Below are 17977 nucleotides of genomic sequence, written 5' to 3' on the forward strand. Positions count from 1 at the left end.
CCTTCGCGAGCAAGCCCGCTCCCACATTTAGAAATTAATCATCCGATAAGTCTGAGTCACGCCCGCAGAGACTGCGGCGGAATAAACGACTCCAGCTCATCCTCCACTGCCTCGATGATGCGCTCCACATCGGCCGCATTCATCACGGTGGCGCAGGGGATGCCGGCGATGGCGATCAGCGTTTCGCCACTGGCGCGGTCGAACAAACGGGCAACCATGCTGCCGGGGGCGTCCATGCTCCCCTCGAAGCCCATCGGATGAAAATGCCAGCGCATCAGTTGGCAGGCGTTGGGAAACGTCACTTTGTTCATGTTGCCCACCTTGTTCATTGAGCGCTTCCTTTAGCTCGCGGCAGGGGGCCATGACCTTCACTGGTCGTGGCGTTGAAGACCCTCAAAATAGCATTCGTTCCTAACACTGCGGTGACTTTTTTCGCCCCGTTCGGCGGTTCTTTTCCATGAAATTGACGTGGGTCATGTCCTACCCAAAGCTAGGCAAAAGGCCATTAGTCAGAAGTGCCAATTGGCCATTGAAGGCCCCGGTAAAATTCGGCAATCTCCAGGGTTTACCCGCCGCCGAGCCTTCCATGCCTGACATCGCCTCAGACGATGATTGCCAGAACACCCAAGCCACCGGCGACCTGGTGCTGCGCCACAGCCTCTGCTGGCGCCATCGCGACCTGGACGGGGTGATGTCCTATTACCACCCGGACATCCAGTACCACGATTTCTTCCAGAACCGCGTGGTGGGGTATGCCGAGTTGCGCGAGTACCTGCAAGCCAGCATGCCCCGTGGCGTCGATGAAGCAATCGAGCACACCGACCGTATCCGTGCCGACGGCGATACCGCGTTTATCCAGTACCGCATCACCTTGCGCGGCGGCCAGGGGCTGGTGTCGTTTCGTACCAGCGAGGCCATCACCGTGCGCGACGGCCTGATCTGGCGGGTCAACGAATACGCGTCCCTGGTGCATGAACAACCCGCCCAGACGATGCGCCCCACGGTCAGCCGCCTGGGCCTGTCGCCCCAGCAATTGGGGCATATGGCCAATGACCTGCAGCACTATTTCCAGCAACAGCAACCCTACCTGGACCCGGAGCTGGACCTGCAACGGGTGGCGAAGGAATGTGGCTACAGCCGCAATCAGATTTCCTACCTGCTGAACCAGGTGCTGGGGCAGAGCTTCTACCGCTACGTCAACCAGGCTCGGCTCCAGCATTTGCTCGCCGCCCTGGATAAAGCCGCGCCACCGATCAAGGTCGATGACCTGGCGTTTGCAGCCGGTTTCAATTCGCTGTCGGCGTTTTACAGTGCTTTTCGCCAGCACACGGGCCAGTCGCCCAAGGCCTACGTCAAACAAATTTCTTTGCGTGCACGCGCGCAAGACAGCCCCTGACACCGCGCTCTAGCATCCCCCTATCGAAACGAGGTAGGGGAGCTTGGCATGCCGGCATGGCGCAATATCAGTTTATGGATGGACCAGCTGGACGACCCGCTGGTGGCGCGGCCGTCCCTTGAGCAGGACCTGGATGTCAACGTGGCCATTATCGGCGCCGGCTATACCGGCCTGTGGACCGCCTATTACCTGAAGCGCCAGGCTCCCGAACTGAAGATAGCGATCATCGAGGCACAGACCGCCGGGTTCGGCGCGTCCGGGCGCAACGGCGGCTGGCTGATGGGCAATTTGCTGGGTGAGGATCGGCTGCTTGCTGGCCTTTCCCCGCAACAGCGCCGCGCCTCGTTTGACCTGCTGCACGGCATTCCCGACGAGGTGGCCCAGGTGCTGGCCCGCGAGGGCATCGAGTGTGACTACCGCAAGGGCGGCGCCTTGTACTGCGCCGCGCGCTACCCGGAGCAGGAAGGCAGCCTGCGCCGTTACCTGGACAAGCTTCACGCCCAAGGCCTCACCGAGGACGATTATCGCTGGCTCAGCCCGCAGCAATTGGCCGAACAGATCCGCATCGCCAAGCCTTATGGCGGTATCTATGCACCCCATGTCGCCACCATCCACCCCGCCAAGCTGGTGCGCGGCCTGGCGCGGGCGGTGGAGCGCCTGGGCGTAACGATCTACGAAAACAGCCCGGTGACCCATTGGCAGTCCGGCAGCCTGCGCACGGCCAAGGCGAGTGTGCGCGCCGCGTGGGTGGTGCCGGCCGTCGAAGGGTATGCAAACACGTTGCCGCCATTGGGGCGCTATCAGTTGCCGGTGCAGAGCTTGATCGTCGCCACCGAGCCGCTGCCCGCCAGCACCTGGGATGAAATCGGCCTGAGCCATGGCCAGGCGTTCGGCGAGAGCAGCCGGCAGGTCACCTACGGCCAGCGTTCAGCCGACAACCGCCTGGTGTTTGGTGCCCGTGGCGGCTATCAGTTCGCCGGCAAGTTGCGCCACAACTTCGATCTGACCGACAGCGAGGTCGAGCTGCGTCGCTACCTGTTCGGCGAACTCTTCCCACAGCTCAAAAAGGTGCGGATTACCCACTCCTGGGGCGGCAACCTCGGCATGTCGCGCAACTTCCGTCCGCACATGCTGTGCGACCACAAGACCGGCATCGCGCTGTCCGGTGGTTATGGCGGGGAGGGCGTCGGCGCCACCAACCTGGGTGGGCGCACCCTGGCCGACCTGATCCTCGGCCTGGACACGCCGCTGACCCACCAGCCATGGGTCATCCGCGAACGGGGCCTGGAGGCGCTCAAGGCCTGGGAGCCCGAGCCGTGCCGGTGGCTGGGTTACAACGCGATCATTCGCAGTTTTGTCCATGAAGACCAGGTGTTGGCCAACCCCAACACCGCCCCCTGGCGCCGCAAGCTGGCGACCGGCGTGGCCGGGTTCATGGAAGGTTTCATGCACTAAGTCGTTTCACTCACACGGGAAAGCCCATGAGCATCACTCAATTCAAAGACACGCTGAACGCCCACTTGCCCGACTCGTCACCGGTGGCCGTGCCCTTGGGCGAGCCCATCGCCGTGGCCTCGACCTTGAGCGTTGAGCGCAGCGACGGCGTCGAAACCGGCATCTGGGAATGCACCCCAGGCGTCTGGCGTCGGCAGATCAAATCCCAGGAGTTTTGCCACTTTATCCAGGGCCGCTGCACCTTCACCCCTGACAACGGTGAAATTGTTCACATAGAAGCCGGCGACGCACTGATGTTGCCGGCCAACAGCACCGGGATCTGGGACATCCAGGAAACCGTGCGCAAGACCTACGTATTGATCCTGTAACGCTTTGATCCTTGATCGCCTGCCATAAAAACAGCCCTAAAACCGCCAGGAAATCGAACCATGAAAGCCATTGCCCTGTTGCCCTTGATGTTGGTGGCCTCTATCAGCCAGGCCGCCGAGACGGTGAAGATCTACAACTGGTCGGACTACATCGCGCCGGACACCACCAAGAACTTCCAGAAAGAAACCGGCATCGCCTTTACCTACGACGTGTACGACAGCAACGAAACCCTCGACGGCAAGTTGATGACCGGTAAATCCGGTTATGACGTGGTGTTTCCTTCCAACCACTTCATGGCCCGGCAGATCCAGGGCGGGGCGCTGAAAAAGCTCGACAAGAGCCAGTTGCCCAACTGGAAAAACCTCAACCCGGTATTGCTCAAGGCCCTGGAAACCAACGACCCGGGCAATGCCCATGGCTTCCCGTACCTGTGGGGCAGTACCGGCATCGGCTACAACATCGACAAGGTCAAGGCGGTACTGGGCGACAACGCGCCGGTGGATTCCTGGGACCTGATCTTCAAGCCCGAGAACATGGCCAAGTTGCAGAAGTGCGGCGTGGCAATCCTCGACAACGGCCCGGAGCTGCTGCCGGCCGCGCTGAACTACCTGGGCTTGCCGCACCACAGCAAGAAGGCCGAGGACTACAAGAAAGCTGAAGACCTGCTGATGAAAGTGCGGCCTTACGTGGCGTACTTCCACTCCTCGAAGTACACCGCTGACCTGGCCAATGGCGACATCTGCGTGGCCGTGGGCTTCTCCGGTGACATCCTGCAGGCTGAAAGTCGCGCCAAGGAAGCCAAGAACGGCGTGAACATCGGCTACAACATTCCCAAGGAAGGCGCCGCGATCTGGTTCGACATGGTCGCCATGCCCGCCGACGCCCCCGACGAAAAAGCCGGCTACGCCTTCATGAACTACCTGCTGCGCCCCGAAGTCATGGCCAGCATCACCAACTACGTGCACTACGCCAATGGCAACGCCGCCGCCGACAGCCTGGTAGACCCGGCCATCAAGGCCGACACCAAGGTGTACCCGAGCCCGGACATGATGGGCAAGCTGTTCGCGCTGGAAGCGATGCCGCTGAACATCGACCGGATCCGTACACGGGTGTGGAACACCATCCGTACCGGTCGCTGAGGTTGGATGTCACCCCGCCAAACCCGTAGGAGCCCGGTTTGCCGGCGATAGCGCCCGCAAGATCGCCATCGCCGGCAAGCCGGACTCCTACAGGTCGTGGGGTGTCAGGGGTTTTCCAGGTCATGCCCCAACGACTGGATAAACAAAGAAAACAGATCCGGCTGTGCATCGCGTGCAGATGCATCTGCGACAATGGCTATAAGTAATCCACTTTTTATACTGCCATTTCTGACAGGTTCTTTTTTTTAGTTTTCCCCCTATTTTATTCACTCGTCGTTCCAGCACACAGCTAGGGGTGAGATATGAATAGGACAGCTTTAGAAAAAGTACTCAACACTGACGGGTTCACCGGGTCATGGGCTGGGGTGATAACCGATCCCGACGGGACCACCAGGCACGTTCAATCCGCTACGGTCTACCATGACCAGCAATTCGGAGAGGAGCGGTGTATCGGACAACAAGGTACTGAGGACAGGTGGCAAGCTTTCCAGGTGACACTCGCAGGTGATACTCCCAGTGGCTTGCTCAGCTTGGGAGATGGCAAGCTTCTGGGAATGTATTACAAACCTTTTGAATCGCCTGACTCCGAGCCGGCAGAGGAAGGCTCTGCCGTGTTTTCCAGAGGAAGTAACGGTTTGCTAAGCCTTACCGGGGTGACTTTCAAGTCAGCCAAAGGTCGACGGGTTGACTGTAACCTGATCATAGAGGGCCAGGCTGATTAAGGGATGGGCGTCGAGGCTGATCATCACTAGGATTCGCGTATCAAAGCCTGTCGTCTTCGATGATCCAGACTCGCTCGTTCAGGGATTCTCCAGGTCATGCCCCAACGACTGGATAAACAACGAAAACAGCTCCGGCTGTGACGAAATATCCAGCTTCGCGTACAAGTGCCGACGGTGCACCTTCACCGTGTCCGGCGAGATATTCAGGCGTTCGGCCATGGCCTTGGATGAAAACCCGCGCAATACCAGCCGCGCCACTTCCAGTTCGCGGTCCGACAGCACGCCACAGCCGAAATGACTCAACGCATCGCGGATCTGGCTGTCCATCGCTGCGGGGCGTTGGGTGCTTTGCTGCCAATGCTGCTGCATCAACGGCAATACCCAATTCGCCACCGTAGTCATCAGCCCGGTCTCTTCGGCACTGAACCGCCGCTGCATGCCCAATGACAACGACAAGGTGCCCGCACCCGGCAGTTGCAGGATGAACTGCACCTCGTCTTCCAGCACGTTGTCGTGGAAGTAATTGAGGAAGTACTCACTCTGGCGAAAATGGTCCGGCGCGACTTCCTCCAGGCGGTACACGCCGCTGGCATAACCCTCGCGGCAGGCCTGGAAAAACGGGTCGAGCAAATACAGGCCATTGAGGTACACCAGCATCGACGCCGGCTTGCTGCTGGGCTGGGCGTCATACTCTTCCAGGGCCTGGGGCGGGCCGTCGGCCGGGTAGAAAATCGCCAGGGCGTTATCGAATGGCAGGCAGTGGTGCAACAACAGCACCAGCTGTTTCCAGAACCGCTCGGTGCCGATGTGCGCGACGGTGCGCCCCAACCCGGCATGCAGGCCGACTTCTTGAAACAGGCTCATGTGACAGGCTCCCGCCAACCCAAAGATCGGCCAAGGGTTCGGCTTTTGCCGGGTGGCGTCAAGGGGAGTACGCCAATAGGGGAATTGGCTGACATGAACGCCCTGTTTATGGTTGCCATCATTCAGCGGGAAACATATCTCGCGATATTCAGACGTTTCGTTTCTGCCTCACACCAAAAACAACGACAGAGGATAACGATATGAGCACTTCCCCCACGCCCGATGGCGTGCTGAAACCCACCTTGAGTGTCTTCGACGTGGTCGCCATCACCGTCTCGGCGGTGACCCCGGCCAGTTCCGTATTCGTGATCGCGCCCTTTGCCATCCAGCAGGCCGGCAGCGGTGTGTTCCTGGCCTTTGTGATGGCCGCCGTGCTCGCGCTGATGTTTGCCTTTTGCTACGCCGAGCTGGGCCGTGCCCATAACAGCGCGGGCGGTGAGTACGTGTACGCCAAGCGCGTGTTTGGCGGCATGGCCGGGTATGCGACGTTTTTGACGGTGTTGGTGATGCTGTTGTTTATCCCGCCGGTGTTGGCCACCGGCGCGGCGACTTATCTGAATAACGCCCTGGGTACGACGTTCGATTCACAAACCGTCGCCCTGGTCATCGTGGTGTGCAGTTACGCCCTGGGCATCCTCAATATCAAACTCAACGCCTGGATCACCGGCACCTGCCTGTTGCTCGAAGTCGCTGCGCTGCTGGTGATCGTGTTTCTCGGCTTCGGCAACCCGGTGCAGCCGGCCAGCGTGTTGTTCCAGCCACAGATCGTCGAAAACGGGGCGCTGCACCTGGCACCCTGGGCCTTGGTCATCGGCGCCGTGGGCATCGGCCTGTTCTCGTTTAATGGCTACGGCCCGGCGGTGCTGCTGGCCGAAGACATGAAATGCGGCGGCAAAGGCGTGCACAAGGCCGTGCTGTGGTCCCTGGGGCTGGTGGTGATCATCGAGTTGGTGCCGATCACCGCGCTGCTGATCGGCGCGCCGTCCCTGAGTGCGATGATCAGCAGTCCCGACCCGATCGGTTATCTGCTGACCAGTCACGGCAACGAAACCCTGTCACGCCTGGTCAGCGCCGGGATCTTCCTGTCGGTGTTCAACGCGATTGTCGCCATCGTCATCCAGATTGGCCGCGTGGTGTTCAGCAGTGGCCGCGATGCACTGTGGACGCCAGGCATCAACAAGCTGTTCACCCGTATTCACCCGCGCTGGGATTCGCCGTGGTTGGCTACGCTGTTCCTGGCGATTCCCTCGGCACTGTTGAGTTTCAGCTCCAACCTGGCGGACCTCACCTCGTTCAGCGTATTGCTGATCATGCTGGTGTACCTGGTGGTGGCGTTGAGCGCCTTGATGAGTCGGGTATTGCTGCGGGACCGCGAGCATCCCTATCGCATGCCACTGTGGCCCGTTCCGGCGCTGCTGGCGGTGCTGGGCGCGGGCTATCTGCTGGTGACCCTGGTGGCCGCGGCGTCGGTGCGCGACATCATGATCATCATCGGCTTGCTGGCCCTGTCGGTGATTCTGTATTGCATCAGTGGCCGGTTGAGTCCGGCGTTTCAGAAATTGTAAGGAGTGGTTATGCGTGCACGTCAATTGGGCATCACCTTGGGGCTGGGCATGCCCGGCGAGTTGAATGCCATCACCGATGTACCGGGGGTGCGGGTCGGTCACACCACGCTCAAGACTCGTGTCGACGGCAAACAGGTGCGCACCGGGGTGACGGTGGTGCAGCCGCGTGCCGGAGAGGCGCGGCAGCAACCCTGTTTTGCCGGGTACCACGTGCTCAATGGCAACGGCGACGCCACGGGCCTGGAGTGGATCAGCGAAGCCGGGCTGTTGACCACGCCGCTGGCCATCACCAACACCCACAGCATCGGCATCGTGCGCGATACCCTGATCGCCCTGGAGCGTGAGCGCCTGGCGGACCCGGCGGTGTACTGGTGCATGCCGGTGGTGATGGAAACCTACGACGGCCTGCTCAATGACATCTGGGGCCAGCACGTCAAACCCGAGCATGTGCGCCAAGCCCTGGAAAGTGCCGAAGGCGGCCCGGTGCAGGAAGGCGCGGTGGGCGGTGGCACCGGCATGATCTGCCACGAATTCAAGGGCGGCATCGGCACGGCGTCGCGGCGCCTGACGGCCGAGCAGGGCGGCTGGACCGTCGGCGTGCTGGTGCAGGCCAACCATGGCAAGCGTCAAGAGCTGCGGGTGGATGGCTACCCGGTGGGGCGCACGTTGATGGACATCCCGTCACCGTTCGCGGAGCGCGGCACGCCGGGCATGGGCTCGATTGTGGTGATCATCGCCACCGACGCACCGTTGCTGCCTCACCAATGCAAGCGCCTGGCCCAGCGCGCGTCCATCGGCATTGCGCGCACGGGCGGCGGCACCGAGGATTCCAGCGGCGACCTGTTCCTGGCATTCGCGACCGGTAATACGGCATTGCCGCCCGCCGACTACGGGCGCAAGGATTTGCCCCTGAGTACCGCGCTGCACATGGTCAATAACGACCATATTTCCCCGCTGTTCAGCGCCGCCGCCGAGGCCGTGGAGGAGGCGATCATCAACGCGATCCTGGCCGGGGAAGACATGCTCACTGACGACGGTGTGACAGTGCCGGGCTTGAAAGCCGAGACCTTATTACAGGCATTGCGCACGACAGGCTGGAGTGTGTCCCGGTAATAGGGGGCAACTCTGATTATTATGATAACTAGTGGCTCTTTAATGTTGCCAATGACACCGTGACAATATATTGGATCCATTAATTAAGTCCGCCATTAGAGTGGGGCGGCTTTAGCGGTATTTAATATTTAAATAAGGGGAGGATGTTTTTTGTCGGACAAACTCAAGGCGGCCCAGCAAATACTGGATTTGACTTGCGAGAAATATTAGTTGGCCAGTTTTTAAAGCGGGAAATAGATGTAGACGAATGATTTCAAGTTGTGTCAGTTTTCTTACGCCTTCAAAAGAGGCGAGTGATAGGACGATCTCGCCCGCGGGGTTCCTATCGAACAAAGACTGATGCACTTGCAAACAAGGAAGTACGTTTATGTCAAAAGTGAAAGACAAAGCTATTGTATCTGCCGCGCAAGCCAGCACCGCGTACTCGCAAATCGATAGCTTCAGCCATCTGTACGACCGTGGCGGCAACCTCACGGTCAATGGCAAACCGTCCTACTCCGTGGACCAGGCAGCCACCCAGCTGCTGCGGGACGGCGCGGCGTACCGGGACGTCAATGGCAACGGCAAGATCGATCTGACCTACACTTTCCTCACCTCGGCCTCCTCGAGCACCATGAACAAACATGGCATCTCCGGGTTCAGCCAGTTCAACGCCCAGCAGAAAGCACAGGCCGCACTGGCCATGCAATCCTGGTCGGACGTGGCCAACGTGACCTTCACCGAGAAGGCCACCGGCGGTGACGCCCACATGACCTTCGGCAACTACAGCGGTGGCCAGGACGGCGCAGCGGCCTTCGCTTACCTGCCCGGCACCGGTGCAGGCTACGACGGCACCTCGTGGTACCTGACCAACAGCAGCTACACGCCGAACAAGACGCCGGATCTCAACAACTACGGCCGGCAGACCCTGACCCACGAAATCGGCCACACGCTGGGGCTGGCTCACCCTGGCGACTACAACGCCGGGAACGGCAACCCGACCTACAACGACGCGACCTATGGACAGGACACGCGCGGCTACAGCGTCATGAGTTACTGGAGCGAGAGCAACACCAACCAGAACTTCAGCAAAGGCGGCGTCGAGGCTTACGCTTCGGGCCCGCTGATCGACGACATTGCCGCGATCCAGAAGCTCTACGGCGCCAACTACAGCACCCGCGCCGGTGACACCACCTACGGCTTCAACTCCAACACCGGGCGTGATTTCTACAGCGCTACGTCCAACGCCGACAAGCTGGTGTTCTCGGTGTGGGACGGTGGTGGCAACGACACCCTGGACTTCTCCGGTTTCACCCAGAACCAGAAGATCAACCTCAATGAGGCCTCGTTCTCCGACGTTGGCGGCCTGGTGGGCAACGTGTCCATCGCTAAGGGTGTCACCATCGAGAATGCCTTCGGTGGTTCGGGTAATGACCTGATCATCGGCAACAACGCAGCGAACGTCATCAAGGGCGGTGCCGGCAACGACATCATCTACGGCGGTGGCGGTGCGGACCAACTGTGGGGCGGTGCCGGCAACGACACCTTCGTCTACGGGGCCAGCTCGGACTCCAAGCCAGGCGCGTCGGACAAGATCTTTGACTTCACCTCGGGTTCGGACAAGATCGACCTGTCCGGCATTACCAAAGGTGCAGGCCTGACCTTCGTCAATGCGTTTACCGGGCATGCCGGTGATGCTGTACTGACCTACGCGGCAGGCACCAACCTGGGTACATTGGCAGTCGACTTCTCGGGTCACGGCGTGGCGGATTTCCTCGTCACCACCGTCGGCCAGGCAGCGGTCAGCGATATCGTGGCGTGATGTAAAGCGCGCGGCGCTTCGGCGCCGCGCACTTGGAAGGAGCTGGAAATGCCGCGTTTTTCTCATTTGATCGCCTGTGTTTCACAGGTGTTGTTCGTGTCGGCAGGAGCCCACGCAATGGCGAGCAGTCTCGTGTTACCCACCACCGCCCAATTGGCCGGGCACTGGGCGTTGAAGCAACAGGACCAGGTCTGTGCCCTTGACCTGCTGGAACAGGCCAATGCCCTGGGCGGCGATGTGGCCTGTGCAACCCAATGGCTGGGCGACACGCCCCGGAGCTGGTCACCGACGCCGGACGGGATCTGGCTGATGAATGCCGAAGGCACCGGTATTACCCACTTGAACCGCCAGAAAGACGGCGAATACCAGGGGCGCACTCCGTCGGGCACCATCCTGATATTGCAGCGCACGCCTTAGTTGTTCGTTATAAACATATAACTTGATTTTATTAGTTGGCTGTCCCTTGTTCTGGGGGTGGGCAACTATTGCGCGCAATTAGGTTCAAGGAAGATCAAAACATATGGCCAAGCCCCATGCCGTTGCGCCCTTGTTCAAGGCGCTGGGTGAATACAAGAGCATTTTGATCAGCATTGGCTGTTTTACCGCATTGATTAACCTGCTGATGCTGGTGCCGTCGATTTACATGCTGCAAGTGTATGACCGCGTACTGTCCTCCCAGAATGAAACCACCCTGGTGATGTTGACGTTGATGGTCGTGGGCTTCTTTGCCTTTATTGGCACCCTGGAAGTCATCCGCAGTTTTATCGTGATCCGTATCGGCAGCCAGTTGGAGCGGCGTTTCAACTTGCGCGTCTATAAAGCGGCGTTCGAGCGCAACCTGCAACGCGGCCAGGGGCATGCCGGGCAGTCCCTGGGGGACCTGACCCACTTGCGCCAGTTCATCACCGGACCTGCGCTGTTCGCGTTCTTCGACGCGCCGTGGTTTCCCATCTACCTGTTCGTGATTTTCCTGTTCAACGTGTGGCTGGGCGTATTGGCCACGGCGGGCGCGGTGCTGCTGATCGGCCTGGCGTGCCTTAATGAATACATGACCAAAAAACCGTTGGGGGAGGCCAGTGGCTTCTCCCAGCAGTCCACGCAACTGGCCACCAGCCATTTGCACAACGCCGAGACCATCCAGGCCATGGGCATGCTCGGTGCGTTGCGCAAACGCTGGTTTGCCGTGCATTCGCAATTCCTCGGCTTGCAGAACCAGGCCAGCGATACCGGCTCGGTGATCACCTCGCTGAGCAAATCCCTGCGCCTGTGCCTGCAATCGTTGGTGCTGGGCCTGGGCGCGCTGCTGGTGATCAAGGGCGACATGACCGCCGGGATGATGATCGCCGGCTCCATCCTGATGGGCCGTGTACTCAGCCCCATCGACCAGTTGATCGCGGTGTGGAAGCAATGGAGTTCGGCAAAGCTGGCCTACCAACGCCTGGACGACCTGTTGCGCGAGTTTCCCCCGGAAGCTGAGCAGATGGCGTTGCCGGTGCCCAAGGGGCAGGTGAGTTTCGAGCACGTCAGTGCCGGGCCGCCCGGGCGGCGCGTGGCGACCTTGCAGCAGGTCAGCTTCAACCTGGGGGCCGGCGAAGTGTTGGGTGTGCTTGGCGCCTCGGGTTCCGGCAAGTCCACCCTGGCCCGCGTGTTGGTGGGTGTGTGGCCGACCCTGGCAGGCATCGTGCGCCTGGACGGTGCCGACATCCATCGCTGGGACCGTGATGACCTCGGCCCGCACATTGGTTACTTGCCCCAGGACATCGAACTGTTCAGCGGCAGCATCGCCGACAACATCGCGCGCTTTCGCGACGCCGACCCCGAGCAGGTGGTCAAGGCGGCTCAACAAGCCGGGGTGCATGAGCTGATCCTGCGTTTGCCCCAGGGCTACGACACTGTGCTGGGGGACAACGGCGGCGGGTTGTCGGGCGGGCAGAAACAACGGGTGGCACTGGCCCGCGCGTTGTACGGCGCGCCGCGCCTGATCGTGCTGGACGAACCCAACTCCAACCTCGATACCGTCGGCGAAGCCGCGTTGGCCAGCGCCATTGTGCAGATGAAGGCCCAAGGCAGCAGCGTGGTGCTGGTCACCCACCGTTCTTCGGCGTTGGCCCAGGCCGACAAATTGTTGGTGCTCAACGAAGGCCGCCTGCAGGCGTTCGGGCCAAGCCAGGACGTGCTGCGAGCGTTGTCCGGGCAGCAGGAAACCCCACGGGAAAAGGCCGGCGTGAGCCTCAGCCGTCAGTATCAAGCCGCAAGGAACCCCGGCGCATGAGTAGCCTTACTGTTGAACCGCGTTTTGAACAACGCGACGCACGCTTTTTTGTACGCATGGGCTGGCTGCTGACCGTGGTCGGTGCCGGCGGCTTCTTCCTGTGGGCCAGCCTGGCGCCGCTGGACCAGGGCATTCCAGTGCAGGGCACGGTGGTGGTCTCGGGCAAGCGCAAGGCCGTGCAAACCCTCAGCCCCGGCGTGGTCAGCCGCATTCTGGTGCGCGAAGGCGAGGCGGTGAAGCAGGGCCAGCCGCTGTTCCGCCTTGACCAGACCCAAAACCAGGCCGACGTGCAATCGCTGCAGGCCCAGTACCGCATGGCTTGGGCCAGCGTCGCCCGCTGGCAGAGCGAGCGCGACAACCGTGCCAGCATCCTCTTTCCGGTCGAGTTGAGCAGCAACCCCGACCCAGCGCTGGCGCTGGTGCTGGAAGGTCAGCGCCAACTGTTCAGCAGCCGCCGCGAGGCATTTGCCCGCGAGCAGGCCGGCATTCGCGCAAACATTGACGGTGCCACCGCGCAACTGGGCGGCATGCGCCGAGCGCGCAGCGACCTGACCGCCCAGGCCCAGTCCCTGCGCGATCAACTGAGCAACCTGCAGCCCTTGGCCGACAACGGCTACATCCCACGCAACCGCTTGATGGAATACCAGCGCCAGCTGTCCCAGGTGCAACAGGACCTGGCGCAGAACACCGGCGAAAGCGGCCGCGTGGAGCAGGGCATTGTTGAATCGCGCCTCAAGCTGCAGCAACACAGCGAGGAGTACCAGAAGGAAGTGCGCAGCCAACTGGCCGACGCGCAATTGCGCAGCCTGACCCTGGAGCAGCAACTGACCTCGGCGGGTTTCGACCTGCAACACAGCGAAATCAACGCGCCGGCCGACGGCATTGCGGTCAACCTGGGCGTGCACACCGAAGGCGCCGTGGTGCGCGCTGGCGAAACCCTGCTGGAAATCGTGCCCCAGGGCACGCGCCTGGAAGTGGAAGGGCATTTGCCGGTGCATCTGGTGGACAAAGTGGGCACCCACTTGCCCGTGGATATTTTGTTCACCGCCTTCAACCAGAGCCGCACCCCCCGCGTGCCGGGGGAGGTGAGCCTGATCTCTGCCGACCAGATGCTTGATGAAAAAACCGGCGCGCCGTACTACGTGCTGCGCACCACCGTGAGTGAGGCGGCGCTGGAGAAACTCCACGGCCTGGTGATCAAGCCGGGCATGCCTGCCGAGATGTTTGTACGTACCGGCGAACGTTCGCTGCTCAATTACCTGTTCAAGCCGCTGCTCGATCGCGCCGGTTCTGCGTTGACCGAGGAATGAGCATGAAGCCTGTGTTCCTCGCCTTACTGTGCCTGTGTTCCAGCGCCGAGGCGGCCATGGGGCCGTTTGATGTCTACGAGCAGGCGTTGCGCAACGATCCGGTGTTCCTCGGTGCCATCAAGGAGCGCGATGCCGGCCTGGAAAACCGCACCATCGGCCGTGCCGGCTTGCTGCCCAAGCTGTCCTACAACTACAACAAAGGCCGCAACAACTCCCAGGCCACCTTGCCCGACGGGCGCGGCGGCAATTACCACGATGACCGCAACTACAGCAGCTACGGTTCTACCTTCAGCTTGCAGCAGCCGTTGTTCGACTACGAAGCCTATGCCAACTACCGCAAAGGCGTAGCCCAGGCGCTGTTTGCCGACGAGAGCTTTCGCGACAAGAGCCAGGCGCTCTTGGTGCGGGTGTTGACCTATTACACCCAGGCGCTGTTTGCCCAGGACCAGATCGACATCGCCCGCGCCAAGAAGAAAGCCTTCGAGCAGCAGTTCCAGCAGAACCGGCATCTGTTCCAGCAGGGCGAGGGTACCCGCACCGACATTCTGGAAGCAGAGTCACGCTATGAGTTGGCTACCGCGGAAGAGATCCAGGCCCTGGATGAACAAGACGCATCGCTGCGCGAGCTGGGCGCGTTGATCGGTGTGCAAAGCGTGAATATCCAGGACCTGGCGCGGCTCAACCCGAGCTTCGCCGCGTTCGCCCTGGCACCGGCCAACTACGACAGCTGGCACGAGCTGGCGATCAGCAATAACCCGACGCTGGCGTCCCAGCGCCAGGCCGTGGAGGTGGCGCATTACGAAGTGGAGCGCAACCGTGCCGGGCATTTGCCCAAGATCACCGCGTATGCCAGCTCACGCCAGCAGGAATCCGACAGCGGCAACACCTACAACCAGCGTTACGACACCAACACCATCGGCGTGGAAGTCAGCATGCCGTTGTACGCCGGTGGCGGCGTCTCCGCCTCGACGCGCCAGGCCAGTCGCGCCATGGAGCAGGCCGAGTACGAGCTGGAAGGCAAGACCCGCGAAACCCTGATCGAACTGCGCCGTCAGTTCAGCGCCTGCTTGTCGGGCGTCAGCAAGTTGCGCGCCTATCGGAAGGCCTTGGCTTCGGCCGAAGCGTTGGTGGTGTCGACCCGGCAAAGCATCCTCGGTGGCGAACGGGTCAACCTCGATGCGCTGAATGCCGAGCAGCAGCTCTACAGCACCCGTCGCGACCTGGCCCAGGCCCGTTACGACTACCTGATGGCCTGGACCAAATTGCATTACTACGCCGGCAATTTGCGTGACACCGACCTGGCCAAGGTGGACGAAGCCTTCGGTCATTGATTCGTGTAGGAGCCGGCTTGCCGGCGCCCACAGTGGGGTTTGTACAACAACAAAAAGAGGCGCTGCGATGGGAATCTTCGACTATAAAAACCTCGGTTCCGAGGGCTCCAAAGCGTTGTTTGCCGATGCCATGGCGATCACGCTGTATTCCTACCACAACCTGGATAACGGCTTTGCCGTGGGCTACCAGCACAACGGTCTGGGGCTCGGCTTGCCGGCCACCTTGGTCGGTGCGCTGCTGGGCAGTACCGATTCCCAGGGGGTGATTCCGGGCATTCCGTGGAACCCGGACTCGGAAAAAGCTGCGTTGGACGCCGTGCAAAAAGCCGGTTGGACGCCAATCAGTGCGAGCACCTTGGGTTACACCGGCAAGGTGGATGCGCGAGGCACGTTCTTCGGTGAAAAGGCCGGCTACACCACGGCGCAAGTCGAGGTGTTGGGCAAGTACGATGACGTCGGCAAGCTCCTGGAAATCGGCATCGGTTTTCGTGGCACCTCGGGCCCACGGGAAACCTTGATCAGCGATTCCATCGGCGACCTGGTCAGTGACCTGCTGGCGGCGCTGGGGCCCAAGGATTACGCGAAAAACTACAGCGGCGAGGCCTTTGGCAACTTGCTCAAAAACGTCGCTGACTACGCCAGCGCCCACGGCCTGAGCGGCAAGGACGTGGTGGTCAGTGGCCACAGCCTGGGCGGTTTGGCGGTGAACAGCATGGCCGACTTGAGCAACAACAAATGGGCGGGTTTCTACAAGGACGCCAACTACGTTGCCTATGCGTCGCCGACCCAGAGTGCCGGAGACAAGGTGCTCAATATCGGCTATGAAAACGACCCGGTGTTCCGTGCGCTGGATGGCTCATCCTTCAACCTGTCGTCGCTGGGGGTGCACGACAAACCCCACGAGTCGACCACCGACAATATCGTCAGCTTCAACGATCACTACGCGTCGACCTTGTGGAATGTGCTGCCGTTTTCCATCGTCAACCTGCCCACCTGGATCTCCCATTTGCCCACCGGCTATGGCGATGGCATGACGCGTATTGTGGAATCCGGGTTTTACGACCAGATGACCCGCGATTCCACGGTAATCGTCGCCAACCTGTCCGACCCGGCCCGCGCCAACACCTGGGTGCAGGACCTCAACCGCAACGCCGAGCCCCACAAGGGCAACACCTTCATCATCGGCAGCGACGGCAATGACCTGATCCAGGGCGGCAAGGGGGCTGACTTCATCGAAGGCGGCAAGGGCAACGACACGATCCGCGACAACAGTGGCCACAACACCTTCCTGTTCAGCGGGCACTTTGGCAATGACCGCATCATCGGCTACCAGCCCACCGACACGCTGGTGTTCAAGGACGTGCAGGGCAGCACCGATCTGCGCGACCACGCCAAGGTGGTCGGCGCGGATACGGTGCTCACCTTTGGTAACGACTCGGTCACCCTGGTGGGCGTGGGCCATGGGGGCCTGTGGGCCGACGGTGTGGTGATCGGCTGATCAACGCCAGTGCTGCCCCCGCCAGCCGCCACCCCAATAGGGCCGGTGGGGGTAGCCATAGCCGTAGCCGTAATAGTGATGCGGATAGTAATAAGGCCGCGGGCCGTAGCCCCAATGGCCGTAATACACCGGTGGCGGCGGTTGCTGCACCACGATCACCCGGGGCGGCTGGCGAATGATGAGGGTGTCGGCAAACGCCGGCGCGCTGGCCAGGGCCGCCAGGGTCAGGGGAATGAGTAAAAGAGCGCGTACCGTTCGGGACATGAGTGCCATGGCCGTCGTTCCTCCGTTCTGCCGCCTTCGACGTTGAAGGGGCTTACCGGTTAAACGCGACAGTGGGGCAAATCCTTCGGTAAAAAAATCTTCACTGACCGGCGGGCCGATGCCGCGACGGATTGCCCGGGGCTCACACGTTCAATGACTACCTGCGAGAGGTTTCGCGCGTCATGTGTGAGGAATTGAGCATGTCTCGACTTCGATTGTTACTGTGCGCCGTGGTGCTGCTGGGGTTGGGCGGGTGTGCGGTGTACCCGGCCTATCCGGGGCCGTGCTGCTACCGGCCGTACTACCACTCCTACTACTACCATCCCTACTATCACCCGTATTACCACCCGTACTACCGGTATTGACACCCATGCGCTCCAACAAAAAGCCCCGCCGATGCGGGGCTTTTTCATGGTCACGACGGTTTGCGCTGCGCGACCGGTCGGTCGTTGTAGTGGGCGGGCTCGCCCCGCGCGGCGGTGTATCAGGTCAATACAAGGGGGCCTGGTGTACCGCGGCGCGGGGCGAGCCCGCTCACTACAATCAGTTTTCCTTGCGGACGGTGGCGACGTCGGAGGCCTTGACTCGCACGTGTTTGCCGGCGATGTCGACGAACTCGTAGAAACCGTCGGCGGTGTTTGTCTTGGGCTGATCCTTGGTCAGGTACTGCGTACCGTTTTGCAGCGTCACGACGGTTTGCGTTGCGCAACCGGCCAAAACCAGAAAAGTGAGTGCAACCAGCGGCAGACCCAAATTCTTCATGCTCATAACCCTACCTTTAACCTTGAAAAGTCCCGCACCAGACGGCAGCGGGCAACAAATGTTACGCGATGAATGCTTGTATCTGATCACTTTAAAACTAAAAGTTGCGTGCGCCA

The 17977-nt window shown here is 61.0% G+C and carries 17 protein-coding genes; 13 read left to right on the forward strand and 4 right to left on the reverse strand.

All coding sequences use genetic code 11. The features are described 5' to 3' along the window. Positions 1-56: 56 nt before the first annotated feature. A complete protein-coding gene (locus HX803_RS26630) occupies positions 57-329 on the reverse strand; it encodes a DUF1652 domain-containing protein (protein WP_176998330.1) in 273 nt (90 codons plus the stop codon). Between the two features lie 257 nt (positions 330-586). Between HX803_RS26630 and HX803_RS26635 the strand changes: the two genes are divergently transcribed. The 4 genes from HX803_RS26635 to HX803_RS26650 are packed head-to-tail and all read left to right on the forward strand — an operon-like array spanning position 587 to position 4359. Beyond that, positions 587-1396: an AraC family transcriptional regulator gene (locus HX803_RS26635; RefSeq protein ID WP_178924851.1), complete on the forward strand. Its 810-nt coding sequence runs from the start codon at positions 587-589 to the stop codon at positions 1394-1396. A 48-nt stretch (positions 1397-1444) separates the two neighbouring features. After that, positions 1445-2851 (forward strand): FAD-binding oxidoreductase, encoded by a 1407-nt coding sequence (locus HX803_RS26640; protein ID WP_178924853.1) that lies wholly within the window; start codon positions 1445-1447, stop codon positions 2849-2851. A 26-nt stretch (positions 2852-2877) separates the two neighbouring features. Further along, entirely contained in the window at positions 2878-3219 is a 342-nt protein-coding gene (locus tag HX803_RS26645) for a cupin domain-containing protein (protein ID WP_176998327.1), read from the forward strand. A gap of 60 nt (positions 3220-3279) precedes the next feature. Beyond that, a complete protein-coding gene (locus HX803_RS26650) occupies positions 3280-4359 on the forward strand; it encodes a polyamine ABC transporter substrate-binding protein (protein ID WP_178924855.1) in 1080 nt (359 codons plus the stop codon). A gap of 800 nt (positions 4360-5159) precedes the next feature. On the opposite strand, the gene HX803_RS26655 is transcribed toward HX803_RS26650, so the two are convergent. Next, positions 5160-5945, reverse strand: coding sequence for a helix-turn-helix transcriptional regulator (locus tag HX803_RS26655; protein ID WP_178924857.1), 786 nt, complete (start codon positions 5943-5945; stop codon positions 5160-5162). A 200-nt stretch (positions 5946-6145) separates the two neighbouring features. On the opposite strand from HX803_RS26655, the gene HX803_RS26660 reads away from it, so the two are divergent. The 8 genes from HX803_RS26660 to HX803_RS26695 all read left to right on the forward strand — a co-directional run bounded on the left by HX803_RS26660 (position 6146) and on the right by HX803_RS26695 (position 16835). Then, entirely contained in the window at positions 6146-7510 is a 1365-nt protein-coding gene (locus tag HX803_RS26660; RefSeq protein ID WP_178924859.1) for an APC family permease, read from the forward strand. A gap of 9 nt (positions 7511-7519) precedes the next feature. Next, positions 7520-8623: a P1 family peptidase gene (locus HX803_RS26665; RefSeq protein WP_178924861.1), complete on the forward strand. Its 1104-nt coding sequence runs from the start codon at positions 7520-7522 to the stop codon at positions 8621-8623. Positions 8624-8990: 367 nt separating this feature from the next. Continuing rightward, positions 8991-10424 (forward strand): serralysin family metalloprotease, encoded by a 1434-nt coding sequence (locus tag HX803_RS26670; protein WP_178924863.1) that lies wholly within the window; start codon positions 8991-8993, stop codon positions 10422-10424. Between the two features lie 48 nt (positions 10425-10472). Continuing rightward, entirely contained in the window at positions 10473-10841 is a 369-nt protein-coding gene (locus HX803_RS26675; protein ID WP_178924865.1) for a protease inhibitor Inh/omp19 family protein, read from the forward strand. A gap of 103 nt (positions 10842-10944) precedes the next feature. Beyond that, on the forward strand, positions 10945-12696 hold the full coding sequence (locus tag HX803_RS26680) for a type I secretion system permease/ATPase (RefSeq protein WP_178924867.1): 1752 nt from the start codon (positions 10945-10947) through the stop codon (positions 12694-12696). After that, positions 12693-14006 (forward strand): HlyD family type I secretion periplasmic adaptor subunit, encoded by a 1314-nt coding sequence (locus HX803_RS26685; protein WP_178924869.1) that lies wholly within the window; start codon positions 12693-12695, stop codon positions 14004-14006. Before HX803_RS26680 ends, HX803_RS26685 begins: the two co-directional genes overlap by 4 nt. A 2-nt stretch (positions 14007-14008) precedes the next feature. Beyond that, positions 14009-15337 carry a TolC family outer membrane protein gene (locus HX803_RS26690; RefSeq protein ID WP_178924871.1) on the forward strand — a complete coding sequence of 443 codons (1329 nt, stop codon included), beginning with the start codon at positions 14009-14011 and terminating at the stop codon, positions 15335-15337. A 67-nt stretch (positions 15338-15404) separates the two neighbouring features. Continuing rightward, positions 15405-16835 (forward strand): lipase, encoded by a 1431-nt coding sequence (locus HX803_RS26695; RefSeq protein WP_178924874.1) that lies wholly within the window; start codon positions 15405-15407, stop codon positions 16833-16835. Here HX803_RS26695 and HX803_RS26700 read toward each other — a convergent pair whose 3' ends face one another. Next, positions 16836-17108 (reverse strand): hypothetical protein, encoded by a 273-nt coding sequence (locus HX803_RS26700; protein WP_178924876.1) that lies wholly within the window; start codon positions 17106-17108, stop codon positions 16836-16838. 191 nt (positions 17109-17299) lie between these two features. Here HX803_RS26700 and HX803_RS26705 point away from each other — a divergent pair, with 191 nt between their 5' ends. Continuing rightward, on the forward strand, positions 17300-17464 hold the full coding sequence (locus HX803_RS26705; protein ID WP_176998315.1) for a hypothetical protein: 165 nt from the start codon (positions 17300-17302) through the stop codon (positions 17462-17464). Between the two features lie 178 nt (positions 17465-17642). On the opposite strand, the gene HX803_RS26710 is transcribed toward HX803_RS26705, so the two are convergent. Beyond that, the gene (locus HX803_RS26710) at positions 17643-17867 is read right to left on the reverse strand and encodes a YgdI/YgdR family lipoprotein (RefSeq protein ID WP_178924878.1); all 225 of its coding nucleotides are present in this window, start codon (positions 17865-17867) and stop codon (positions 17643-17645) included. Positions 17868-17977 lie beyond the last annotated feature (110 nt).

The organism is Pseudomonas sp. P7548, from assembly GCF_013386585.1.
Classification (GTDB): domain Bacteria; phylum Pseudomonadota; class Gammaproteobacteria; order Pseudomonadales; family Pseudomonadaceae; genus Aquipseudomonas.

Bases quoted from the DNA above. Each gene is read 5' to 3' on its own strand.
- HX803_RS26630 (WP_176998330.1), bottom strand. From the start codon at position 329: ATGAACAAGGTGGGCAACATGAACAAAGTGACGTTTCCCAACGCCTGC.
- HX803_RS26635 (WP_178924851.1), top strand. From the start codon at position 587: ATGCCTGACATCGCCTCAGACGATGATTGCCAGAACACCCAAGCCACC.
- HX803_RS26640 (WP_178924853.1), top strand. From the start codon at position 1,445: ATGCCGGCATGGCGCAATATCAGTTTATGGATGGACCAGCTGGACGAC.
- HX803_RS26645 (WP_176998327.1), top strand. From the start codon at position 2,878: ATGAGCATCACTCAATTCAAAGACACGCTGAACGCCCACTTGCCCGAC.
- HX803_RS26650 (WP_178924855.1), top strand. From the start codon at position 3,280: ATGAAAGCCATTGCCCTGTTGCCCTTGATGTTGGTGGCCTCTATCAGC.
- HX803_RS26655 (WP_178924857.1), bottom strand. From the start codon at position 5,945: ATGAGCCTGTTTCAAGAAGTCGGCCTGCATGCCGGGTTGGGGCGCACC.
- HX803_RS26660 (WP_178924859.1), top strand. From the start codon at position 6,146: ATGAGCACTTCCCCCACGCCCGATGGCGTGCTGAAACCCACCTTGAGT.
- HX803_RS26665 (WP_178924861.1), top strand. From the start codon at position 7,520: ATGCGTGCACGTCAATTGGGCATCACCTTGGGGCTGGGCATGCCCGGC.
- HX803_RS26670 (WP_178924863.1), top strand. From the start codon at position 8,991: ATGTCAAAAGTGAAAGACAAAGCTATTGTATCTGCCGCGCAAGCCAGC.
- HX803_RS26675 (WP_178924865.1), top strand. From the start codon at position 10,473: ATGCCGCGTTTTTCTCATTTGATCGCCTGTGTTTCACAGGTGTTGTTC.
- HX803_RS26680 (WP_178924867.1), top strand. From the start codon at position 10,945: ATGGCCAAGCCCCATGCCGTTGCGCCCTTGTTCAAGGCGCTGGGTGAA.
- HX803_RS26685 (WP_178924869.1), top strand. From the start codon at position 12,693: ATGAGTAGCCTTACTGTTGAACCGCGTTTTGAACAACGCGACGCACGC.
- HX803_RS26690 (WP_178924871.1), top strand. From the start codon at position 14,009: ATGAAGCCTGTGTTCCTCGCCTTACTGTGCCTGTGTTCCAGCGCCGAG.
- HX803_RS26695 (WP_178924874.1), top strand. From the start codon at position 15,405: ATGGGAATCTTCGACTATAAAAACCTCGGTTCCGAGGGCTCCAAAGCG.
- HX803_RS26700 (WP_178924876.1), bottom strand. From the start codon at position 17,108: ATGGCACTCATGTCCCGAACGGTACGCGCTCTTTTACTCATTCCCCTG.
- HX803_RS26705 (WP_176998315.1), top strand. From the start codon at position 17,300: ATGTCTCGACTTCGATTGTTACTGTGCGCCGTGGTGCTGCTGGGGTTG.
- HX803_RS26710 (WP_178924878.1), bottom strand. From the start codon at position 17,867: ATGAGCATGAAGAATTTGGGTCTGCCGCTGGTTGCACTCACTTTTCTG.